General features: G+C 55.6%; 15 protein-coding genes. 6 read left to right on the forward strand and 9 right to left on the reverse strand.

Annotated elements, in window-relative coordinates; translation table 11 throughout:
• Positions 1–163: 163 nt before the first annotated feature.
• From ACNYC6_RS25215 to ACNYC6_RS25230, 4 genes are all read left to right on the forward strand, one after another.
• Complete coding sequence (locus ACNYC6_RS25215) at positions 164–2,524, forward strand: acetyl-CoA acetyltransferase (RefSeq protein WP_419709649.1); 2,361 nt, start codon at positions 164–166, stop codon at positions 2,522–2,524.
• Between the two features lie 125 nt (positions 2,525–2,649).
• Entirely contained in the window at positions 2,650–5,031 is a 2,382-nt protein-coding gene (locus tag ACNYC6_RS25220; RefSeq protein ID WP_419709650.1) for a CaiB/BaiF CoA transferase family protein, read from the forward strand.
• Positions 5,032–5,393: 362 nt separating this feature from the next.
• A complete protein-coding gene (locus ACNYC6_RS25225; protein WP_419709651.1) occupies positions 5,394–6,854 on the forward strand; it encodes an aldehyde dehydrogenase in 1,461 nt (486 codons plus the stop codon).
• The gene (locus tag ACNYC6_RS25230; protein WP_419709652.1) at positions 6,851–8,497 is read left to right on the forward strand and encodes a GMC family oxidoreductase; all 1,647 of its coding nucleotides are present in this window, start codon (positions 6,851–6,853) and stop codon (positions 8,495–8,497) included. Before ACNYC6_RS25225 ends, ACNYC6_RS25230 begins: the two co-directional genes overlap by 4 nt.
• Positions 8,498–8,657: 160 nt before the next feature.
• Here the strand turns inward: ACNYC6_RS25230 and ACNYC6_RS25235 are convergent, their stop codons facing one another.
• Positions 8,658–8,894, reverse strand: coding sequence for a hypothetical protein (locus tag ACNYC6_RS25235; RefSeq protein WP_419709653.1), 237 nt, complete (start codon positions 8,892–8,894; stop codon positions 8,658–8,660).
• A 242-nt stretch (positions 8,895–9,136) separates the two neighbouring features.
• Between ACNYC6_RS25235 and ACNYC6_RS25240 the strand changes: the two genes are divergently transcribed.
• A complete protein-coding gene (locus ACNYC6_RS25240; RefSeq protein WP_419709654.1) occupies positions 9,137–9,766 on the forward strand; it encodes a TetR/AcrR family transcriptional regulator in 630 nt (209 codons plus the stop codon).
• A 154-nt stretch (positions 9,767–9,920) separates the two neighbouring features.
• Here ACNYC6_RS25240 and ACNYC6_RS25245 read toward each other — a convergent pair whose 3' ends face one another.
• The 8 genes from ACNYC6_RS25245 to ACNYC6_RS25280 all read right to left on the reverse strand — a co-directional run bounded on the left by ACNYC6_RS25245 (position 9,921) and on the right by ACNYC6_RS25280 (position 18,169).
• Positions 9,921–11,600: a flavin-containing monooxygenase gene (locus tag ACNYC6_RS25245; RefSeq protein ID WP_419709655.1), complete on the reverse strand. Its 1,680-nt coding sequence runs from the start codon at positions 11,598–11,600 to the stop codon at positions 9,921–9,923.
• 71 nt (positions 11,601–11,671) lie between these two features.
• The gene (locus ACNYC6_RS25250; RefSeq protein ID WP_419709656.1) at positions 11,672–12,664 is read right to left on the reverse strand and encodes an alpha/beta hydrolase; all 993 of its coding nucleotides are present in this window, start codon (positions 12,662–12,664) and stop codon (positions 11,672–11,674) included.
• A gap of 744 nt (positions 12,665–13,408) precedes the next feature.
• A complete protein-coding gene (locus ACNYC6_RS25255; RefSeq protein WP_419709657.1) occupies positions 13,409–13,516 on the reverse strand; it encodes an NAD(P)-binding protein in 108 nt (35 codons plus the stop codon).
• 442 nt (positions 13,517–13,958) lie between these two features.
• Positions 13,959–15,056 (reverse strand): IS630 family transposase, encoded by a 1,098-nt coding sequence (locus ACNYC6_RS25260; protein WP_419709546.1) that lies wholly within the window; start codon positions 15,054–15,056, stop codon positions 13,959–13,961.
• A gap of 87 nt (positions 15,057–15,143) precedes the next feature.
• Positions 15,144–15,947 carry an alpha/beta hydrolase gene (locus ACNYC6_RS25265; protein WP_419709658.1) on the reverse strand — a complete coding sequence of 268 codons (804 nt, stop codon included), beginning with the start codon at positions 15,945–15,947 and terminating at the stop codon, positions 15,144–15,146.
• A 48-nt stretch (positions 15,948–15,995) separates the two neighbouring features.
• Entirely contained in the window at positions 15,996–16,352 is a 357-nt protein-coding gene (locus ACNYC6_RS25270; RefSeq protein WP_419709659.1) for a hypothetical protein, read from the reverse strand.
• 311 nt (positions 16,353–16,663) lie between these two features.
• Positions 16,664–17,395: a hypothetical protein gene (locus ACNYC6_RS25275; protein WP_419709660.1), complete on the reverse strand. Its 732-nt coding sequence runs from the start codon at positions 17,393–17,395 to the stop codon at positions 16,664–16,666.
• A 558-nt stretch (positions 17,396–17,953) separates the two neighbouring features.
• Positions 17,954–18,169, reverse strand: a complete 216-nt coding sequence (locus ACNYC6_RS25280; protein WP_419709661.1) for a hypothetical protein — start codon at positions 18,167–18,169, stop codon at positions 17,954–17,956.
• Positions 18,170–19,000: 831 nt separating this feature from the next.
• On the opposite strand from ACNYC6_RS25280, the gene ACNYC6_RS25285 reads away from it, so the two are divergent.
• Positions 19,001–19,795, forward strand: a complete 795-nt coding sequence (locus tag ACNYC6_RS25285) for an SDR family NAD(P)-dependent oxidoreductase (RefSeq protein ID WP_419709662.1) — start codon at positions 19,001–19,003, stop codon at positions 19,793–19,795.
• Positions 19,796–19,823: the final 28 nt, after the last annotated feature.

Raw genomic sequence — 19,823 nt, forward strand, 5'->3', positions numbered from 1 at the left:
TGATTTTTCCAAACTCGTACGGTGCGTTTCTGGCGTCGCCAGGCAGCGCTAAACCTTCGTGGATTCGTCTGGTCTGATAGGGGTTGGATATTTACTGACGTTAATCGTATAGTTAATATGTGCAAGCACGACTGATAACTCATTTACGTTTCAAGAGGTATTCATGGCGCCAACTATTGACCCCCGCACCCCTGTACTGATCGGGGCTGGGCAATTCTGCGAACGGATCAGTGACGCAGGCTACGTAGGTCATTCGCCGGCCGAGTTGGCCGCCGCTGCAGCCCGGCGGGCGTTGGCCGATACCGGAGCAGATCCGAGCCTCGTAGCAGCTGCCATCGACACGATTGCAACGACCCGGCAGTTTGAAAACTCGACACCGATGGCCCGAGCTCCATTGGGGCTTAGCAATAACCTTCCTCGCTCTGTTGCTGCGCGAATCGGCGCCGATCCAGCTCGTGCAGTTCTAGAGGTTTCCGGAGGGCAGAGCCCCCAGCACCTGGTCAATGAGTTCGCCCGCGCTATCGCAGAGGGTCACGCTGACGTTGTGCTTCTGGCTGGTGCCGAAGCAATCTCTACTCTTCGTCATTTCCAGCAGTCCGATTCCAAGCCAAACTTCAACGAGGTTGTCGAGGGGCAGTTGGAGGATCGAGGCTTCGGCTTGGGCGGCTTGATGTCGAGGCAGTTAGCCGTGCACGGTGCTGCCAATGCTCCCAGTATGTACGCGTTGCTCGAGAATGCGCGCAGGGCCAGGTTAGGTCTCTCGCTAGAGCAATCGCGCCACGAAATGGGGCGATTATTCGCACCATTCTCAGCCGTCGCCGCGTCCAATTCCAATTCGGCTTCTCACGCCCAGCATTCTGTTGAAGCATTAGCGACCGAGACCGCCGAAAACCGCCAAATAGCCTCTCCCTACCTGCGGTACTTAGTGGCACGTGACCAGGTCAATCAGAGCGCGGCATTGATTTTGACGAGCGTTGAGTCAGCGCGCCAACTGGGCATTCCTGAAGAGAAGTGGATATTCCTGCATGGCCATGCCGACCTTGTTGAAAAACCTCTATTAGAACGAACCGACTTGGGCGCTTACCCAGCAGGCGTTGCGTCGGTACGTGAGGCGCTTCGAGTAGCGGACGTGTCACTCGAGGACATTTCTGCCTTCGACTTCTACAGCTGCTTCCCCATTGCAGTGTCGGCGGTCTGCGACGAGATCGGCCTCGCGCCGAATGACCCGAGAGGATTGACGCTTACAGGCGGACTTCCATTCTTCGGTGGTCCAGGCAACAACTATTCGATGCATGCCATAGCTGAGGCCGTCGGCTATGCCAGATCTCATCCAGGTCGCTTTGTGCTGGTGGGTGCTAACGGTGGCGTGCTGAGCAAATACTCCACAGGCGTTTACTCTTCGCAGCCAACGCCCGTTCCGTATGCCTCAGACAGATCCTCCACGATTCAAACGATGCTAGACAATACAAAGGGCCCAAAGCTCGTCACTCGCCCTGAAGGATGGGGCGTCATTGAGTCGTATACCGTTGTTCACAATAAAGATGGCAGCACCAGAGGTGTAGTAGTGGGTCGGATGGAGCAGACGAGCGAGCGCTTCGTGGCCAATCCTGACCCTCAAGATGCCGCCATGATGAAAGTTTTGAATGTTGGCGAGCCAGTCGGAACACGTGTTTATGCAAGCCCAACTGCTCGAGGCAATCGCATCGCGCTTGCATCTGGCGATGGCACTAAAGCTCCTATATTCCGCAGTGAATACGAGTTCGTGCAGGTGCGCCGTGACGGTCATGTCCTCGAAATCACTATCAATCGGCCTGACGCGCGAAACGCTCTGCACCCGCCGGCACATGATGAACTCGATGAAGTGCTGAATGCCTATTTCTCCGACCCGGACCTTTGGGTCGCTATTTTGACCGGCGCTGGTGACAAGGCTTTTTGTGCAGGTAACGATCTGATTTACACCGCAAGTGGTAAGCCCATGTGGATGCCCGGGAATGGTTTTGGGGGAGTCACCAGTCGCCGAGCAATGACCAAGCCCGTGATAGCTGCAGTGAATGGTTTCGCCATGGGAGGCGGTTTTGAGATCGCACTGGCCTGTCACCTCGTCGTGGCCGACGCGAGCGCTCGCTTCGCGCTAAGTGAGGTCAAGGTGGGGCTCATTGCAGGTGCCGGGGGGCTGGTACGTTTGCCCCGCACTATTCCTCAGAAAAAAGCCAACGAACTCATTCTGACAGGTCGTCAACTGAGCGCGGAGGAAGCTTTTTCGCTAGGGCTGGTCAATCGAGTGGCTGAGGCTGGGCAGGCACTGGCCGTAGCGCGGGAACTTGCAGCTGAGATTGTTCAGAGCTCCCCCACGTCGATCCGGCTTTCGCTGCATTTAATGAACGATACGCAGGGTATCGCCGATACGCTCGACGCTGTCGCGTTCCCCTCTGTAGCACTGGATGACTTAATGGGTACTCAGGATTGTTGGGAAGGTTTGGCAGCGTTTGCCCAGAAGCGGCAACCACACTGGACAAACCGTTAGCGCCTGACCTCCTTTGAATTTAAATTCATCATTGCTGGGTTCGCCAAGATATTTCCGAATTGCTGTGACGATTCCGGATGGCCAGTTTGCGAGCCGGATTGCCCTGCTTCATGGAGAACGTGTACATGAACAAGAATAAAAATGTAGCCCAGAATTTTGAGGCGCCGCTGACGGGTGTGAAGGTGCTGGATCTGGTCACTGGACCGATGGGCGCGATAGGTCGTCAACTGGTCGAGCTGGGAGCGGAGGTTATTCGCGTCGAGCCCCGTGCTGGCGGGGCGGATCGACTTCAGCGGCCACTGCTCGATGGCGTCAGTCTCGCATTCGTTGCTTTCAATATGGGTAAAAAATCGGTTGCACTGGACTTCGATAGTCCTGCGGATTGCACACACTTCGAGCATCTACTCGCTGGGGCAGATATTCTCATCAGTCCGGCAAACCTGTCTTTAGCGCAACCTGAGCGATTGAGGGATCGCTATCCGCACTTGGTGACACTTGCTCTAAGCGGGTATGGTCGGACTACATCTATCGCTCATTGGCAATACACAGACCCGGTGCTTCATGCTCTGTCTGGTGAGTTGTCTCGTTCAGGCATTCCAGGGCGGACTCCGTTACTCCCCCCGGGTGAGCTCGCTTTCAGCTGTGCTTCAGCGCAGGCCGCCTATGTGCTGCTCTTGGCGTATTATCGCCGCCTGACAAATTACGAGGGTGACTATCTCGATTTTTCCATTTTGGATGGTGCCGTTCATGCGCTAGACCCAGGATATGGTATCGCGGGCAGCGCGACCGCTGGAGTCTCGGCGAGCAAGCTGCCTCGGGGGCGGCCAGAAGCTAGGTTCCAGTACCCTATCATTCCGTGCAAGGATGGCTATGTCCGTATCTGCGTTTTAGCGCCCCGCCAGTGGCAAGGGATGTTTCAATGGCTGGGCGAACCCGAAGCATTCGCAGACCCAGCGTATGCCACATTGCGCCACCGATTCACCTCATCGACCTTGATTCCGGCGATTGCCGAACTCTTTGCGGATAAAACCCGAGTTGAACTTGAAGTTCAAGGGCAGGCACACGGTGTTCCTGTCGCGGCGGTGCTTACGCTAGAAGAAGCGCTGGCCTGCGACCAGATTGCCGCGCGCGGCGCGGTGGTTCCAGTTCAGATCAGCAAGCATGCCCATACCGCATTCCCAAATGGATTGCTCGAAATCGACGGGGTGCGAGCCGGTATTCGAGGCAATGTCGCCTGTCTGGGTGAGCATCAACGCTATCAGTTTCCCCAGCAGCGGGCCGAGGCAGGGTGCAGCAAACAGCCTGCCGGTCGACCTCTGGAGGGGCTCCGGGTTTTGGATCTGGGAGTTATCGTTGTCGGGGCAGAGCAAGGACGACTGTTGGCCGACCAAGGCGCAGAAGTCATCAAGCTCGAAAATTCAGCGTTTCCGGATGGAAGCCGACAGTCGCAAGATGGCGCCGCCATCTCGGTTACCTTCGCTGCTGGCCACCGGAACAAAAAAGGTTTAGGTCTGAATCTGCGTTCTGATGAAGGTAAAGTGCTCTTCCGTGAACTGGTCAAGACCACTGACGTTATCTTATCCAACTTCAAGCCAGGCACCCTCGACTCGTTGGGGCTTGGTTACAAGGCGCTAAAGGAGATCAACCCGGCGCTCATCATGGTTGATAGCTCCGCATTCGGCCCAAGCGGCCCCTGGAGTGAGCGTCTTGGCTACGGGCCGCTCGTCCGTGCATCGTCAGGTCTGACGGCTAAGTGGCAGTACGCAGGTGAGCCAGGCAGCTTTAGCGATGCCCTGACAGTCTATCCCGATCATGTGGCGGCACGTATCGGCGTGACCGGCGTTCTAGCTCTGCTGATACGACGCCTGCGCACCGAGCAAGGCGGTACCATCAGTGTTTCGCAATTGGAGGTCATGCTTGGGCACATGAGTGTCGCGATCGCCGGCGCCTGCGGATCCGGCAAATTGGAACCGGTTCGCCTAGACGCGCCATGGGGGGTGTTCCCCTGCAAGGGCGACGATGATTGGTGCGTTGTCACGGTTCGGCACGACGATGACTGGCGGATGCTGTGTGATGTTATTGCACGGCCGGATCTTGCCGCAGATCCCCAACTAGCGTCTCCGTTGCTTCGCGCTTCCCACCGCACATTGGTCGACGAAGCGGTTAGCCAATGGCTGATGTCGCAGACCGCCGAAGAAGCTATGCGAAGGCTCCAAGAGGCAGGTGTCCCGGCGGGTGCGATGTTACGCGTATCGGAACTTCCAACCTTCCCCTATTTCCGCGAACGAGCTTTCTTCAGGCCAACAGTGCATCCACTGATTGGAGAAGATTTTTTGCTGGAAAACGCCCCCGTGTTTTCCCGACACCTTCCTGATCCACCTGATTCGCCGGCCCCGCTCATGGGGGAGCATTCTGAGGAAATCCTTACCCGCAGGCTGGGTCTCTCGACTGCTGAGATTGCACGACTGGTAGAAACAGGCGCTGTGCAGATCAGTCGCAGGCGTTAAGGCGTAGACGCCAGCTTGCCCGGCAATGTGAGTGGAGTGCGAGCCACATGTTCAAGACCGGACTTCAGTCTGGTGATGTTGGTCTGGGGTAATTGAGGGCTCTCTTTTTTGAAAGATGCGTCTTCTAGGCTTATCACTAAATTGTGCCAAAATTGGTAATTTTTGTTCTTTTTATGGGTTTAAACTACCTATTAATTGCTTGAAATCGGCTTATTTTGAAATAATGTGTGCGTCCAAATCTCCCTTGATTTTTACCTGATCGGATAATACAGTTAACTCTATCGGCTGGCGACCAAAGCTCGCTAATAGGCTTTACTCGCGGACATGTCGATCAGAATTGGTTATAACAATAGGAAAATCTGATGCTGCCGACTTATTACGACACCTTTTTCATTGATGGCGTCTGGGCCAGGCCTAAGGGAACTGACGTCATTCATGTCGTCTCGCCGGCGACGGAAGAGATCATTGGGTCCGTACCTTCCGGGACCAGTGCGGATATGGATTCAGCCGTTTTGGCGGCACGTCGTGCGTTCGATGAAGGGCCTTGGCCACGGATGTCGCTTAATGAGCGCACCGAAATCCTCCTGAAAATAGCTGCTTACCTGGAGGAGAAAGGGCCTGATCTCGCCCGGCTCATCTCGAGCGAAATGGGCTCCCCTTTGAAGCGTCTCGCGGCAGCGGCCCCGATGCCTGCATTGCTCATCAAGAAAACGCTAGACATGGCCAAGGTGTTTCCTTTCGTGGAGAGTCGCCAAGGTATGGTCGGAGACGCGTTGATCGTCCGCGAGCCCGTGGGCGTCGTAGGAGGAATTACGCCTTGGAATGGGCCACTGCACCTGCTCATGATGAAGTTCGCACCGGCCCTCGTCGCAGGATGCACGTTCGTGTCCAAACCCTCTCCGGAGGCTCCTCTGGATGCCTATGTTCTTGCCGCCGCATGCGAAGCAGCGGGGCTGCCCCGGGGCGTCTTCAACCTTGTTCCCGGCGGCAGGGAACTGGGTGAGCATCTGGTCACCCACCCCGGCGTCGACAAGATCTCTTTCACAGGTTCGACCACTGCTGGACGTCGGATAGCCGAGCTCTGCGGGCGTGACATGCGTCGGTTTACGCTTGAGTTAGGAGGGAAGTCGGCGGCCGTTGCGCTGTCGGACGCGGACCCGAAAAAGGTGGCATCCCATGCAGTGGCACGAGGGCTTGCCTTCAATAGTGGCCAGGCGTGTGCGGCGCTCACTCGGGTGATCGTCCCGCGCGCGCGTCAACAGGAGTTCGTCGACGCCATGGTCGCGGAGATCGATAAGCTGGTGACCGGCGATCCATCCGATCCACAGGTGGATGTCGGGCCAATGGTTGCTGAGCGCCAGCGTGACCGGGTAGAGAGCTACATTGCTGCTGGTCTCAGTGAAGGTGCGCGGCTGGTGCGCGGTGGCGGGCGTCCTGATGGACTGGAACGTGGCTGGTTTGTCGAGCCTACGCTGTTTTCGGACGCGACAAATGACATGAAGATTGCGCGCGAGGAAATCTTCGGTCCGGTCGGGGTCATCATTCCCTATGACGGAGGCGATGAAGAAGCCATCGCGCTGGCAAATGACACTCCCTATGGACTGGCTGGCGCTGTGTTTACCGAGGACGCCTCTCGTGGAATTGCCGCTGCACGACGCATCCGGGCGGGAACTATGGGATGCAATACATTTTTTATCGATCCGCTCCTGCCATTCGGCGGATTCAAAAGCTCAGGCGTCGGTCGCGAGAATGGCCCCGAAGGCATTGCGATTTTTACCGAGATAAAGACACTTCAGGGTGTGGCCCTACAGGAGCTGGAATGAATCAGTACGATTACATCATCGTAGGTTCTGGCCCGGGCGGATCAGTGATGGCCAACCGTCTTTCAGAAGACGGCACAAAAAGTGTCCTGGTGATCGAAGCAGGGCGTTCCGACGACAGTTGGCTCATCCATATGCCCAAAGGTATAGGCAAGCTGCTGACAGGGTCGCCGTATGTCAATTACTACAAGACCAAGCAAGATAACGTCGGTCGAGAACATATGTGGGTTCGTGGCAAGACGGTAGGCGGGTCGAGTTCGGTAAACGGCATGGTCTACTCACGCGGGCAGCCCGAAGACTACGACAATTGGGAAAGCTTGGGCGCCAGTGGCTGGAACTGGAACACAATCAAGAACGCCTTCAGGAAAATTGAGAATCATGTGCTAGGTGAAGATGAGCTCAGGGGGATTGGAGGGGGGATGCATATCACTATGCACAAGCCGGACTCTAAACTTTCTGAGGTCATCCTGGAAACCAGCGAGGCATGTGGCACACCCGCCAAGGACGACGTTAACCGCGAGGACCAGGTTGGGCTGGGTCACGCGCCTGAGATGATCAGGGGCGGACGGCGTTGGAGTGTGGCCAAAGCTTTCCTTCGACCGGCGTTGAGCAGGCGTAATGTCGCGCTTGTGACTTCGACCAGCGTGCGTCGGGTGCTGTTCGAAGGCAAACGTGCCTTTGGGGTAGAATGCGACGGTCCGTCGGGCCGAATCGTCTACCTGGCGCGAGCTGAGGTCGTGCTCTGTGCGGGTGCGTTTGAAAGCCCCAAGATACTGATGCTCAGTGGTATTGGGCCCGCTGCGCATTTGGCCGAAAAGGGGGTCGAGTTACTGCATGACAGTCCGAATGTCGGCCAGAACCTTCAGGAGCACTACGGCTTGAGTCTTGCCTTCCGTTTGAAAAATGGCGCTAGTCTCAACAAGCAATTCTCGGGCTGGAGGCTTTACCGAAACGTCCTCCAGTACATTCTGTCGCACCGCGGGCTAATGGCTTCGGGGGTGCATGAATTAATGGGTTTCGCCAAAACGGATTCGCAGTCGACGGCGGCTGATACCCAACTGTTCATTACGCCCATGTCGAGAGTGCCCGATAAAGCGCTGGTGTTCGAAAAGAAGTCTGGCATCAGCTGCCTGATCTATCCAGGTCGGCCAACGACCACGGGAACGGTACGGCTTTCATCGGCGGATCCCTCGTTGGCGCCTGAAATTGAATACAACGCCTTAACCACTCCGTACGATCAGCGCATCGCAATTTCTATGGTTCACTATGTCCGAAGGTTGTTCGCAACCAAGCCTTTGTCGGACTTCATTGATCATGAAACTGTGCCCGGGCCTTCAATCAAGACCGACGACCAGATACTGGACTGCGTAAGGCGTACTGGATCTTGGGGATACCATACGTGTGGCACCGTACGTATGGGCGACCAGGACGACGCGCCCCTTGACACCATGATGCGCGTACGAGGGGTCAAAGGTCTGCGGGTTGTTGATGCATCAAGCTTTCCGGCGATCGTGTCGGCCAATACGACCGCGCCAGTTGCGGCCATGGCTTGGTTCTTGTGCGACCGAATGAAGGCTGAAATCCCCGTGAAAGAGCACGCCAAACCCCAGGCTGAACATAGCGTTACCGCTGCGTCACTCAAATGACCCAGTTCTGAGATCAGACGTACAGCGTTTCCGGGGCCTCGCCCGAGACGATCCTCGCCAACCATGCTGATCATCTCCCCGCTGTGATTCTCACAGCGGGGAGCTGTTGCATTCATCAGGCCCGCTCCAAGGCGCACCTACGCTTCTGGGAATATGGCAGTCAACCAAGCGCCTCTGTCGCTGCGACCATGGGACGAGACTCTTTGGTCGCTTTCATCACTCTTTCAGGCGCACTCTGGTCTACGATTTCCAAGTAGTTGCCGTGCAGGCCAACGATGGTGGCAACAAATGGAAAATCGCCCATGCTGTCTACTCTATAGCTTATGGTATCCCCCACTTTGAACGTTGAGGGATCGAAGTTGAATACAAACGGGCAACTGCCATTCATTCCCATCATTTTCCTATCTCCGCTATCTGATATAGGTCTATTTAAATAAAATTTCGAAAATTTTCGAGTGAGCATTTGTATTGAGGTACCTCATTGTTACATGTCGGTCAGACGCCCTCCAGTCATTTTGATGTCTCGCGGCTGCGGCGTTAAACCAAATTTGCATCTTGTGTCACAATCGCTACATCCGTCTGCTCTGCAGCTGTTTCATACCCAGGTTGCTCCGATCTCGCTTAAGGAAATTCACCTCTGTGCCTACTATCAAGCCCCGGTCGCGAGGGCGGCCTAGGGCTGCCGATGTTGAAGAGCGCATCTTCGATGCTACGTTGCGCATTTTTGGCAGCCGCGGTTGGAGCGGCCTCAGCATCGAGGCCGTTGCGACAGAGGCGAAAGTTGGCAAGGCATCCATCTATCTCAGGTGGAGCGAAAAGTTGCAGTTGTTGATAGACGCCATCCACGACTATCACCACCGTTGCGGGTCCGTGAACAGTCCAGATGCTGAGGGCGGGAGCGTAAGGGAGAGGCTCATCCATTCGGTAGAGGGGCGCGCACGACTTCTGCTGGGAGCGCATGGCCTTGCCGTCGTTCGACTCCAGGTTGAGATAAAAGCCGATCCGGAAACATGGCGTCCTTATCGGGAGGCCGTCATGCGAGACTCGGTACTTCGCGCGCGTCATTGGCTCCAGGACGCCATTGACCGTGGTGAGGTTATTTCTCAAGGCTCGGCTATGCAAATCCTGGAAGCCATCGAGGGCAGTGTTTATGTCCATGTGATGGTGACGCCGCCAGAGCTCCGAGAGCAGGTCCTGGCAGCGCTATCTGGGTGGGCGACCCGATTGGTCGACACTCAGTTGGGATTGGCTGGCACCAAGGCAGATTAGCAGTCGCGCGCTCTATTTCACGCTTTCCCTATCGCCAGGCTGCCGCATCCGACGGAGGTGAATGGCGCATCAGGCAGCGTGCTGCCTGATGCGCCAGTTGAAGAAGCAATCGGGCGTTACCAAGTTTTGACTCATTCTCGGCGAGGCAGGCAATTCACGCTTTGTCCTTCGCCGAGGCGGCGTGGGACGTTTCGGTGAGGTGGCCAAACATTACTTCGTGAAAGCCCTCATCTACCCACTGCTGCAGCTTTTTCGAATACGATGCCACGCCTCCCGAATACGGCGCTAGCACTCTTGGTTTACCAGGTACGTTTGCGCCGAGGTACCAATTGTCTGTCTTCGAAAATACCGTGCGATTTGCACACTCAGCGTTGTGATCAACCCAGGCATCCTGGGCCTCTTCAGTGATTTCACATGACAACGCTCCGATAATTTTCATATGCGCGACGAGTTCCGCCAATGCCTCAACGATGAGTTCATTGGTGGAAGCAACATTGCTGAACACCGACGGCGCGCCAGGACCATTTACGATGAGCATGTTGGGAAATCCGGCAACGCTGACGCCCATGAATGTGCGGGGCCCTTCGGCCCAGGCTTGTTTGAGTAGAAGGCCACCGCGACCACGGATGTCTATTGCATCGAACGCGCCGCTCATGGCGTCGAAGCCCGTCGCATAAACGATGACGTCCAGTGGATATTCATTATCGCGGGTGCGAATGCCGGTCGCTGTCACGCGCTCGATTGGAGCGGTGGCGACATCGACTGCCCTCACATTCTGCCGATTGAAGGTCTCGTAGTAGTGGCTGTCGACCACCAGCCGCTTGCCACCAAATGGATAGCCGCGGGGCGTCAATATCCCTGCGATGTCCGGGTCTTGAATAATCTGGGCGATCTTGCGCCTGGCATAATCGGCGACCACCGAATTGGTCTGCTCATTGCTCGCAACATCGCTGAAACATTGTGCCAATATTGCCCCGCCGCTGTTCCAGTACAAATCCAGCAATTCCTGCTGCCGCGCTTCCGAGAAGGATGCAGCTGGCTGACGCCTGGCTTCAAGCAATTCCGACGCAATGAAGGTGTCGCCCGCCCCGGTAATGCGACCGGCCCGGACGTCACTGCGCAGCCGCACCTTTTCCTCGTTCCAGCGGGCATAGCTTACTTCGGTGAGTGGAGCGTTCTTGGCCGGGACGCTGAAGTGCGCGGTGCGGATAAAAACATCAAGGTGCTCGGCCTGCGCGGCAATCAGCGGAATCGCCTGAGTGCCGGAACTGCCATTGCCGATGACGCCGACGCGTTTACCGGCGAAGTTGACCTTCTCGGACGGCCAGCGTGCGGTGTGATAGGTTTCTCCCTTAAAATCATGAACGCCCTCGATATCGGGATAGCGGAATATGGTCAAGGGACCGGCGGCCATCACAAAAAAACGGGTCAACAAGCGCCGACCTTCACTCGTCTCGATGCTCCATAAGCAGGTGGCATCATTATAGTGCGCCGAGACTACGCGGGTATCAAACACGATATGCTGCCGGACATCGAGCTCATCCGCAGCGAAGCTGATATAGGCTTGAATCTCAGGCTGGGTGGCGTATCTCTCAGACCATTTCCATTTGGCATCGAGTTCTGCCGAGAAGCTATAGGAGTAAAGTAAGCTCTCAACGTCGCAGCGCGCGCCAGGATAACGATTCCAGTACCAGGCGCCACCCACATCAGAGGCTGCCTCCACTCCACAGACACGCAACCCGAGCTGTTTGAGTCGGTACAGCATATAGACGCCGCCAAACCCTGCACCTACCACCAGAGCATCGAAACACTCAACATCGTTTTTACTGTTCATTTTGTCACCGTTTTTATTGTCATGAACGCTGGCGCCACTGTTGGCGCTAAACAACTGTTTTTTTCGCTTGGTTATTCCATCGTGGCGGCAGCCGTCTGTTGGCCAATGGTAGCAACCGGCAAGGCTAAGTAACGGCAAATGGCTGTCGACACGTCGGTGCGCAATCGCTGGCTGACTGTGGCCGACTCGAGTAGATCAAAGCCGTGCGGCGCGCCCGCGTATAGATGCAATTCGACAGGCACTCCCGCGTGCATTAGCCGCTGGGCGTACGTCAGGTCTTCGCAAGCAAAGAGATCGAGATCACCTACTGCGATGAAGGCCGGTGCGAGTTCAGCGAAATTTTCAGCGAGCGACGGAGAAAACCATCCCCGCCGTTCATCCCCAGCAGTGTAATCACCTCGCAAGGCGCTCCAGCCGAACTGGTTACTGTGTCGCGTCCAGACAAATGTTCCCGCAGTGGGGGATGACGAAAGGTCGCCTGGCCTTCCGGTTCGGTGATCAAGCATTGGGTAGAGGAGCACCTGCCCAGCCAGGGGTGGAAGTTCTCCGCGATCTCTCACCATTTGCGCCAACGCCGTGGCGAGGCCTCCACCTGCGCTTTCTCCCATGACCACGATCCGATCACTGTCAATTTCAAGTTCGTCGGCGTGCTCTACTAGCCAGCGCAATGCTGCATAGCAGTCTTCTTGCGGCAATGGAAAGCGCGCCTGCGGCGCAAGTCGATACTCGACTGAGAAAGCGCTTATACCCAAGCGGCCGCACAGTGGGGCAAGGGTTCGGGCTGAGGAAGCTGCCGAACCGATCACCATACCGCCCCCGTGCATGTGCAGGATGGCGGGCCTGCGCCCCTTAGGGCCTTTCGCCGGGTAGTGGTACAGCGCAATGTCCTGTCCGTCAACGCTGGTAATCGTGTGGATGATCGGACCGTATCCGCTGACCAGTGACTCGTATCTCTGCGCAATAGCGGCGCGCATTTCGGTCAGGAGAGTGTCGTCCAGGTTCAATGTTGGCGCGGCATCCAGTAAGGGCAGTAGCTCAGGATCCAGCCTGTCTAGACTGTTCATTATCTTCCTCCCAGTAGGGGCGACATCCATCAAGTGCGGGATGCCGATAAATAGTTCCATTTGAGAAAGCTGCAACGCGATGGTCAGCCCAGCCCTCGCCATGGGAGCAGGAGCGACGCATAGGGCTCAGCCGCGGCCCTGCCTCTCTTATCAATTCAGCAATGGCTACCGAGTTTGCAATCACCGTTGCGGGCCTCAATATGCTCTAAGGGCGCGAGAAGGTGAGCTCGATTTACTGTACGTTTGGCGTACATAAAGAGCAACCCCATTCCTTCAACTTCGGTTTGAAAAGTGACAGATTCATGCCCTTCCGTGGGTTTCAGGAGATTTATGAGGAAAAAGGTTTAACTCTTTTTTGGCTTCAAAGTCGAGTCTTCTGACTATCTATATCAATAGTTTCAAACGTTTCTGGGGGTGGTGGCGTCACCAGATAAGAAGAATATTTGAGCGGACATACTTTACAGACGGTAACCGTTCTGTTTTTATGTGCGCGCAGTGGCTCATTACATCGACACCTACTGTGAGGTGTTCATGGCGCCAATTCTCGTACTGCTCAACCACGGTGTCGCTTGCACGAGGCCATTTCGGAAATCCGTCGAGGGGGGGCAGTCATCGGTACTGGTGGCCCAGTCATGCCATAGCGCTCGCAACGACGCAGGCGTCCTCTCTAACGTGCAACAGCAGGCGACACGTATAAAGTAAGTTCTCAACGTCGCAGAGAGCGCCAGGGTATCGGTTCCAGAATCAGGCGCCGCCTACGTCTGGAGCAGCCTCCACTCCGCAGGCACGCAAACCGAGCTGTTTGAGTCGGTACAGCGTGTAAATTCCGCCAAACCCAGCTCCTATCAACATCGTTTTTACGGTTCATTTCGCCACCGTTTCTATTGTCATGAGCGAGGGTGCCCGTTGAAGCTAACCAACTGGTAAATTTTTGAATCGGCCATAACACCGTGACCACAGCAGTTGGTTGGCCATCTGAATCAACTGGCAAGGCCAAATAACGGCAAATGCGTGCTATGACATCCGTGGCAAACGCTAGCTGCCCGCGGCTGATTCGACCAGATCGAAGCCGCATGGCGCGCCAGCATTCAGGCTTGGTTCGACGGGTACTCCCGTGTGCATTAGCCACTGGGCGTGCGTCAGGTCTTCGCAGGCAAAAAGGTCGAGATTCCCCCTCTCGCGATAAAGGCGGGTGCGAGCCCGCCAGATTTGCAGCAAGCGACAGTGAGAACCATCCTCGCCGCAGGATAGTGACCTCGTCGGCTGCGGGTCCGGCTGAGGAACACGAGCAGCACTAGTGTGCTGTTTTCGAAATAACTTGCCCTTCCATCTGCGTCTCCATCGCTTCACGTGCCCGCCGGATCTTGCTCAAAATTTCCTCGCCTTTCGCGTTCCAAACGTACCGGGTCGGTCGTGCGTTCCGTAATGCCAGGAAGGTGGTAATCGAGCTTTCCAACTCACGTACGGAGCCGAAGCTGCCGTCGCGCAAGAACACGGTAATGTCCCTGAAAAACCGCTCGACCATGTTCATCCACGAGCTGGAGGTCGGCGTGAAATGCACATGGAAGCGCGGATGTTTCGCTAGCCAAGCCTTCACCTTGGCGTGCTTGTGTGTCGCATAGTTATCCACGATCAGATGCAGCTGGAGGTGCTTGGGGGTTTCCTTGTCGATTTTCTTGAGGAAAGCCAACCACTCCTGATGGCGGTGCTGGCGCTCGATGCTACTGATCAGTTTGCCTTGGAGATAATCCAGCGCTGCGAACAGCGTGACCGTGCCGTGGCGAGTGTAATCATGGGATTTTGTTTGGATATGACCGATCCCCAGAGGCAGCCCAGGCTGTGTGCGTTCCAAGGCTTGCACCTGACTTTTCTCGTCGCAGCAGAGCACCAACGCCTTGTCTGGCGGGGCCAGGTACAGGCCGATGACATCCCAGAATTTCTCCTCGAACTGCGGGTCGTTCGACAGTTTGAAGGTACGTGTCAGATGAGGCTTTAAGTCATTGGCCGCCCACAGTTTATGCACGGTGGTCGCTGATATGCCGGCGGCACGGGCCATGCTTCGGCAGCTCCAGCGGGGCTCGCCGATACGAGGTTGAGTGACCTGTTCGAGCACGCGGCGGATCGTGTCGGCAGGCAGAGGGGATTTGCGTCCTCGGCCAGGCTTGTCGAGCAGGCCTTCCAATCTGAGCGCCTGAAAACGCTGGCACCAGTCGGTGACCGTAGGGCGAGAGAAACCTGTCAATCGTACAATTTCTTCTCGCATTGATCCTTGCGCTGCCAGCAAGATGACGCGGGCTCGACGGCCATCGCGCTGACTGATGGTGGCGGAACGTACGCGGCGGCTCAGTTCGGCAAATTCTTCAGGGCTAAGCGTAATGTCCAGAGCGCTCACCAGGAACTCTCCAAGGTAGGAATGGCACCTGAAGTGTAGTGCAAGCATGGAGAAATTTATTTCGCGAACAGCACACTAGGTTGAGCACTAAAAAGAACTGTTCAGCCAATCCAGAATGCAGTGAGCACTCTGCTCCCACATTGGATCAAGCATTAGGTCGTGACAGCCCTCTCTCAGCACGGTCGCTTGAGTTTTGTAATGTTTAGCTGTTCTTTCTATTGCACCGTTTCCAAATATCAAATCTTGCCTTGAGCCTAATACGAGCAATGGAAACGGTTGCGCGCCACCAGCGGTCTGGAACTTGGATAGCTCGCTCAAGGCTCGCCTTGATTCGGTTTGAAGATGCTCTAAATAGCCAGAGGCTTTTTCCTTGCTAATTCTATTCGAGAAAAATGGGGATTTCGCAACTCCACTTGCCGACACAGGCTTTTGATTAATCAAACGGAACAAAGCCAAAACACCTGTTGGATAGCGTAACAGGCGAAGTCTTTCCCAAGGATCTGGGGTTCCAGGCGGCATTGACGCCAGCAACACCGCTCCGGCTATTTTTTCAGGAAACTGTGTCATCAACAGCTGAGTGATTGCACCCCCCATCGAGTGACCGATGACTATTGGCGGCTCCTCCAGTTCATTGACAACGCTCAACACGTCAGACACATAATCCGACAAACCAAATTGATCCAGCTGGTCCCTTCCCTGACTCTGCCCGTGCCCCCGCAAACTTAAAGCGTATGAATTCCATCCATTGTCGGCAAAGAAGGGGGCATAGTTTTCTAACCAGCACCAAGCGCTGTGACAAACACCATGCACAAAGATAATTGTCCCCTTACTTCGCTTCTCCTCGCTGGTGGTCTTGATAACATCTAACATGAAGCGACTCTTTACAAGCATGCATTATCTCCTTTTATATCCCCAGCCAAAAGTAATCTTGATTCATGACTACACTTTGAAAAGCGCGACATAAAGATCCTTGTTTTCCGCACCCAATGGTATAGGTACTGATCTGCCTGCCGATTTCAAAATCGACAGCGGCTGAACCCATCCCAAATAGTGCTCCATCCGGAACTCATCTTTATCCCGAAGAATTGTCTCGGATACAGGAGGGCGTCGGATTGATGGCCCTTTCAGCATGTATCGATCAAATTGTGAATAAGGCCGATCGTGTGTTTCAGATGAAGCAACGCCGTCGCTATAGTCGGTTGCATCAGAAGTCTGACTGTTTTTTTTCTGCCCCCAGGCTGGAGAAGTGGCTGCCGTGATCCCGGTCATCAGCAATGCCCACGAGAGTTTGCTCACTATTAAGGTCTCTTGTTATTTTTTTTCAATAGGCTCGGACTTGGCAATTGCCTGGCCCGAAACAATCCGCTACGTTCTGCATCATCATTAGATAGTGCAGCCAGACAGGGTGCACAGAGTAAGTTATGCCCATGCACCAGTTTTAATCGCTAACTACTGCGCATCTGAGCCACCCCGGCTTTTATCAGGCGGGCGATTTCATGTACTGAAAGTTGCAGCCTGGTTGCAAGAATTTCTTCGGTGCGTTCGGCCATAAGTGGGGCTGGGAGAGCAGGTGGAGCTAGTAGCTGCTGGGAATGACGGGTGCATTTTCAAGCAGGAAGTCTTCTCCTATGAGCGGATGTTTGGTCAGCCGAGTAGGCGATTTGAGAAGCCGAGTAAGGGTTATCAGCCGCGGCTGCCCAAAATGACGCGAATAGCCGGCCCATCTCGACGCGAGATTGATCAGGTACGTAGCCTAGTTTGTTTCTTCGTGCGTTCTCGAACAGCGCGTATGAAATTGGCGCACCAATGTAGTGCTCGGACAGCTGGCGTAACATCAGCCCGGCCAATCCGAACCCTCGATCCTCAAGCGGTCCGTCGACAGCTTCGTTGAAGTTCGGCTTTGTGGGCCCTTTTGGGAAATGGCGCGTTGTGGAAATGGCTTCGGCGCCAGAAAACAGAACGAACTCACCGTGCCCCTCTGCTACAAGCCGGGCGAACTCGTTGACCAAGTGTTGTGGGCGCTGTCCCCCGGCGCCCTCCAGTATGGAGCGGGTCGGATCAGCGCCAATCCGTTTGCCGATGGAGCGGGGAAGGTAGTTGCTAGGCCCCAGAGGGGCCTGTGAAATCGGGGTTGAGTTTTCAAGCTGACGGGTGGTTGCGATGGTATTGATAGCAGCGGCCAATATGTGCGGCTTCATTCCAAAATCGATAAGAGCCTGCTGCGCAGCCTTGGCAGCCAAGGCAGGTAATCGCACTTGATAGTCAGGGTCTTCGATACGTTCGCAAAAGTGCCCGGTACCGATGAGAGCAGGAGTGCGGGGGTCGAGAACTGGCTCCATGAACACCTCGAAGATGAGAGTCTTATCGTCAGTCTTTGCTGATAAAATTACTATACGATATGCGTCCGTATATGTCTAGCAGCGATCAAATAGGTCGAGAGAAAGAGATAATTACTTTATTGAGCCGAGCGGTACCTGCAAGTGGCGCGACAGTACGCAGCGGCGCTGTGCTCAAGCCGTTGAACACTTTGAAGTGGAGTGGGGCGGGGTGTTGCTGGCCTCCAGTGAAAGCGTCGTGCGCTACCTGGCGGAGTATGGCGCCCAGTTAGCCAGCAACACCTTGCGCACGCACTGGCGGCTTTGGCGCAGTGGTACCAGCAGTACGGCTTCGATGACCCGACCAAGGCGCCGCGGATGCGTGATGTGCTGAGGGGAATTTAGGCGCTGCACCCGCAACCCATCAAGCAGGCCGATGCGCTGCAGTTAGAGAGGCTGGAAGCGTGCATTGAGGGCTTGGACCTGCAGTTGACCTCTGAACAAAGGGCGGTGCGGCTGCGCGCCGTGCGGGTTCAAGCGTTGATCCTCTCGGGTATTGGCGCGGGCTGGGGGGGTGACGAGTTATGACGACTGCGGGTCGAGCATATCCAGTTGCCTGAAGGGCAAGCGCTGGAGGTTTTCCTCGCCAGCAGCAAGACTGACCGCGACCATCGCCGTCGCACTCTGATGTTCCCGGCGCTGACGCGGCTCTGCCCGGTGGACGCTCACCAGCACTAGCTGGCGGTCAGTGGCATCAACCAGGGGCCGGTATTTCGCGCCATCGAACGCTGGGGCCATCTAGCGGAGGAGCGCATCAATCCGAACAGTCTCTCGCGTATTTTGCGTCTGGCGTTTTTGCGCAGCGGTAAAGCTGGCGAGAGTTACACCGCGCATTCGCTGTGCCGCGGTTTTGCCACCTGGGCCAATCGCAATCAATGGAGCAGCAAGGCCTTGAGGGAGTATGTCGGTTGGCGCGATGTATAGTCGGCGATGCGCTACATCGAGGCGGGTGTGCCGTTCCGCGATTGGGACCGTTGAGCGCTCAGACAATCAACGCCCATGACCTGTCGGAAAGCTGAGATGTATGCCCATCCCGGCGTCCGGGTAATATCGGTGGCAACGCTTCACCGTGTTTATCGCCAGTGCAGGATTGATCCGGTTACCGAAATTTCACTGACTCATTTGAACCTTTACCAGTGCTGGATTTTTGCCGATTGGTGTTGGGTCAGCGAAGCATTACCACTGGGCAATTTGTCTTCAGCGCCAACAATCACGTACCTATGCTGTCGCGCTGGGCACGGGTCTGTTGACACGCTGAATTGCAGTGGCTAGATTGCATGCAGTGTTGCACACATTTCGCTGCGGGGTTGGCAGCCTTATTTTGAGACGCGATGAAATGAGCGGGATGATCAAATGGTTCAGATCTTACCCACCATCAGCCGCATTGTTGGTTTCGGTCGAAACTTTTGACCATCGTATTCGGCTAATTAGCTTTGCGTAGAGCCACCAATGTTTGAATCTCTTACCGACACCTCCGCGTAGGGACAGGTAGCGGATTGGATATCGCCGAACTGATGAGATTCAAAGTTCCGTGCACTTAGCACCGCGCTTAACCGATCGCCATAAGACATGAACGACTACATCCAATACAACAAGCAGGAGTCGATGATGAACAGATTTGAAAACAAAGTTGCGATCGTGACTGGCGCCGCAGGCGGCATCGGCTCGGCAATCGCGACGCGCTTGGCGAGTGAGGGCGCAACGGTTGTAGTCAGCGACGTCAATCTGGAAGCGGCGCAGGTAGTCGTCGAGGGGATCAAAGCTGGTGGGGGTAAGGCAGTTGCAATAGCTGCGGACATTGGCTCCGGCGACGCATGCCGCGGTTTGGTAGACGCGGTAGTGGGACAATTGGGGCGTATCGATGTTTTGGTCAACAACGGGGGGATCAACCGCCGCGGAAATCTTTTGGCGTTGAGCGAGGACGACTGGCATACCAGCTTCGCAATTAACCTTGATTCCATGTTCCATCTCTGCCGAGCAGTCCTCCCGATTATGATTGAAAATGGGGCCGGCGCTATTGTTAACACTGCATCGCAGTGGGGACTGTACCCAGCACCAGGACATATTGCCTACAACGTAACTAAGGCAGCTGTAGCATCGTTCACCCAGAACTTGGCTCGGGATTACGCACCGCAGAATGTTCGGGTCAACGCCGTCTGTCCTGGTGAAATTCACACTCCAATGCTTGAAGCTGGTGTGCTCCGCTCCGGCCGTACCATCTCCGACCTAGATAAGATGGTGCCGTTCGGGCGTATCGGCAAGCCAGAGGAAGTTGCTGCGCTGGTGGCCTTCCTTGCTTCCGATGAGGCCGCGTTCATGTGCGGGTCGCTCGTTGAAATTACGGGAGCACAGGCAGTAGCGTAAGACGAAGGCCTATCGCGGAGCAGCAATA

This window comes from Pseudomonas sp. NFX224, from assembly GCF_048565165.1.
GTDB lineage: Bacteria > Pseudomonadota > Gammaproteobacteria > Pseudomonadales > Pseudomonadaceae > Aquipseudomonas.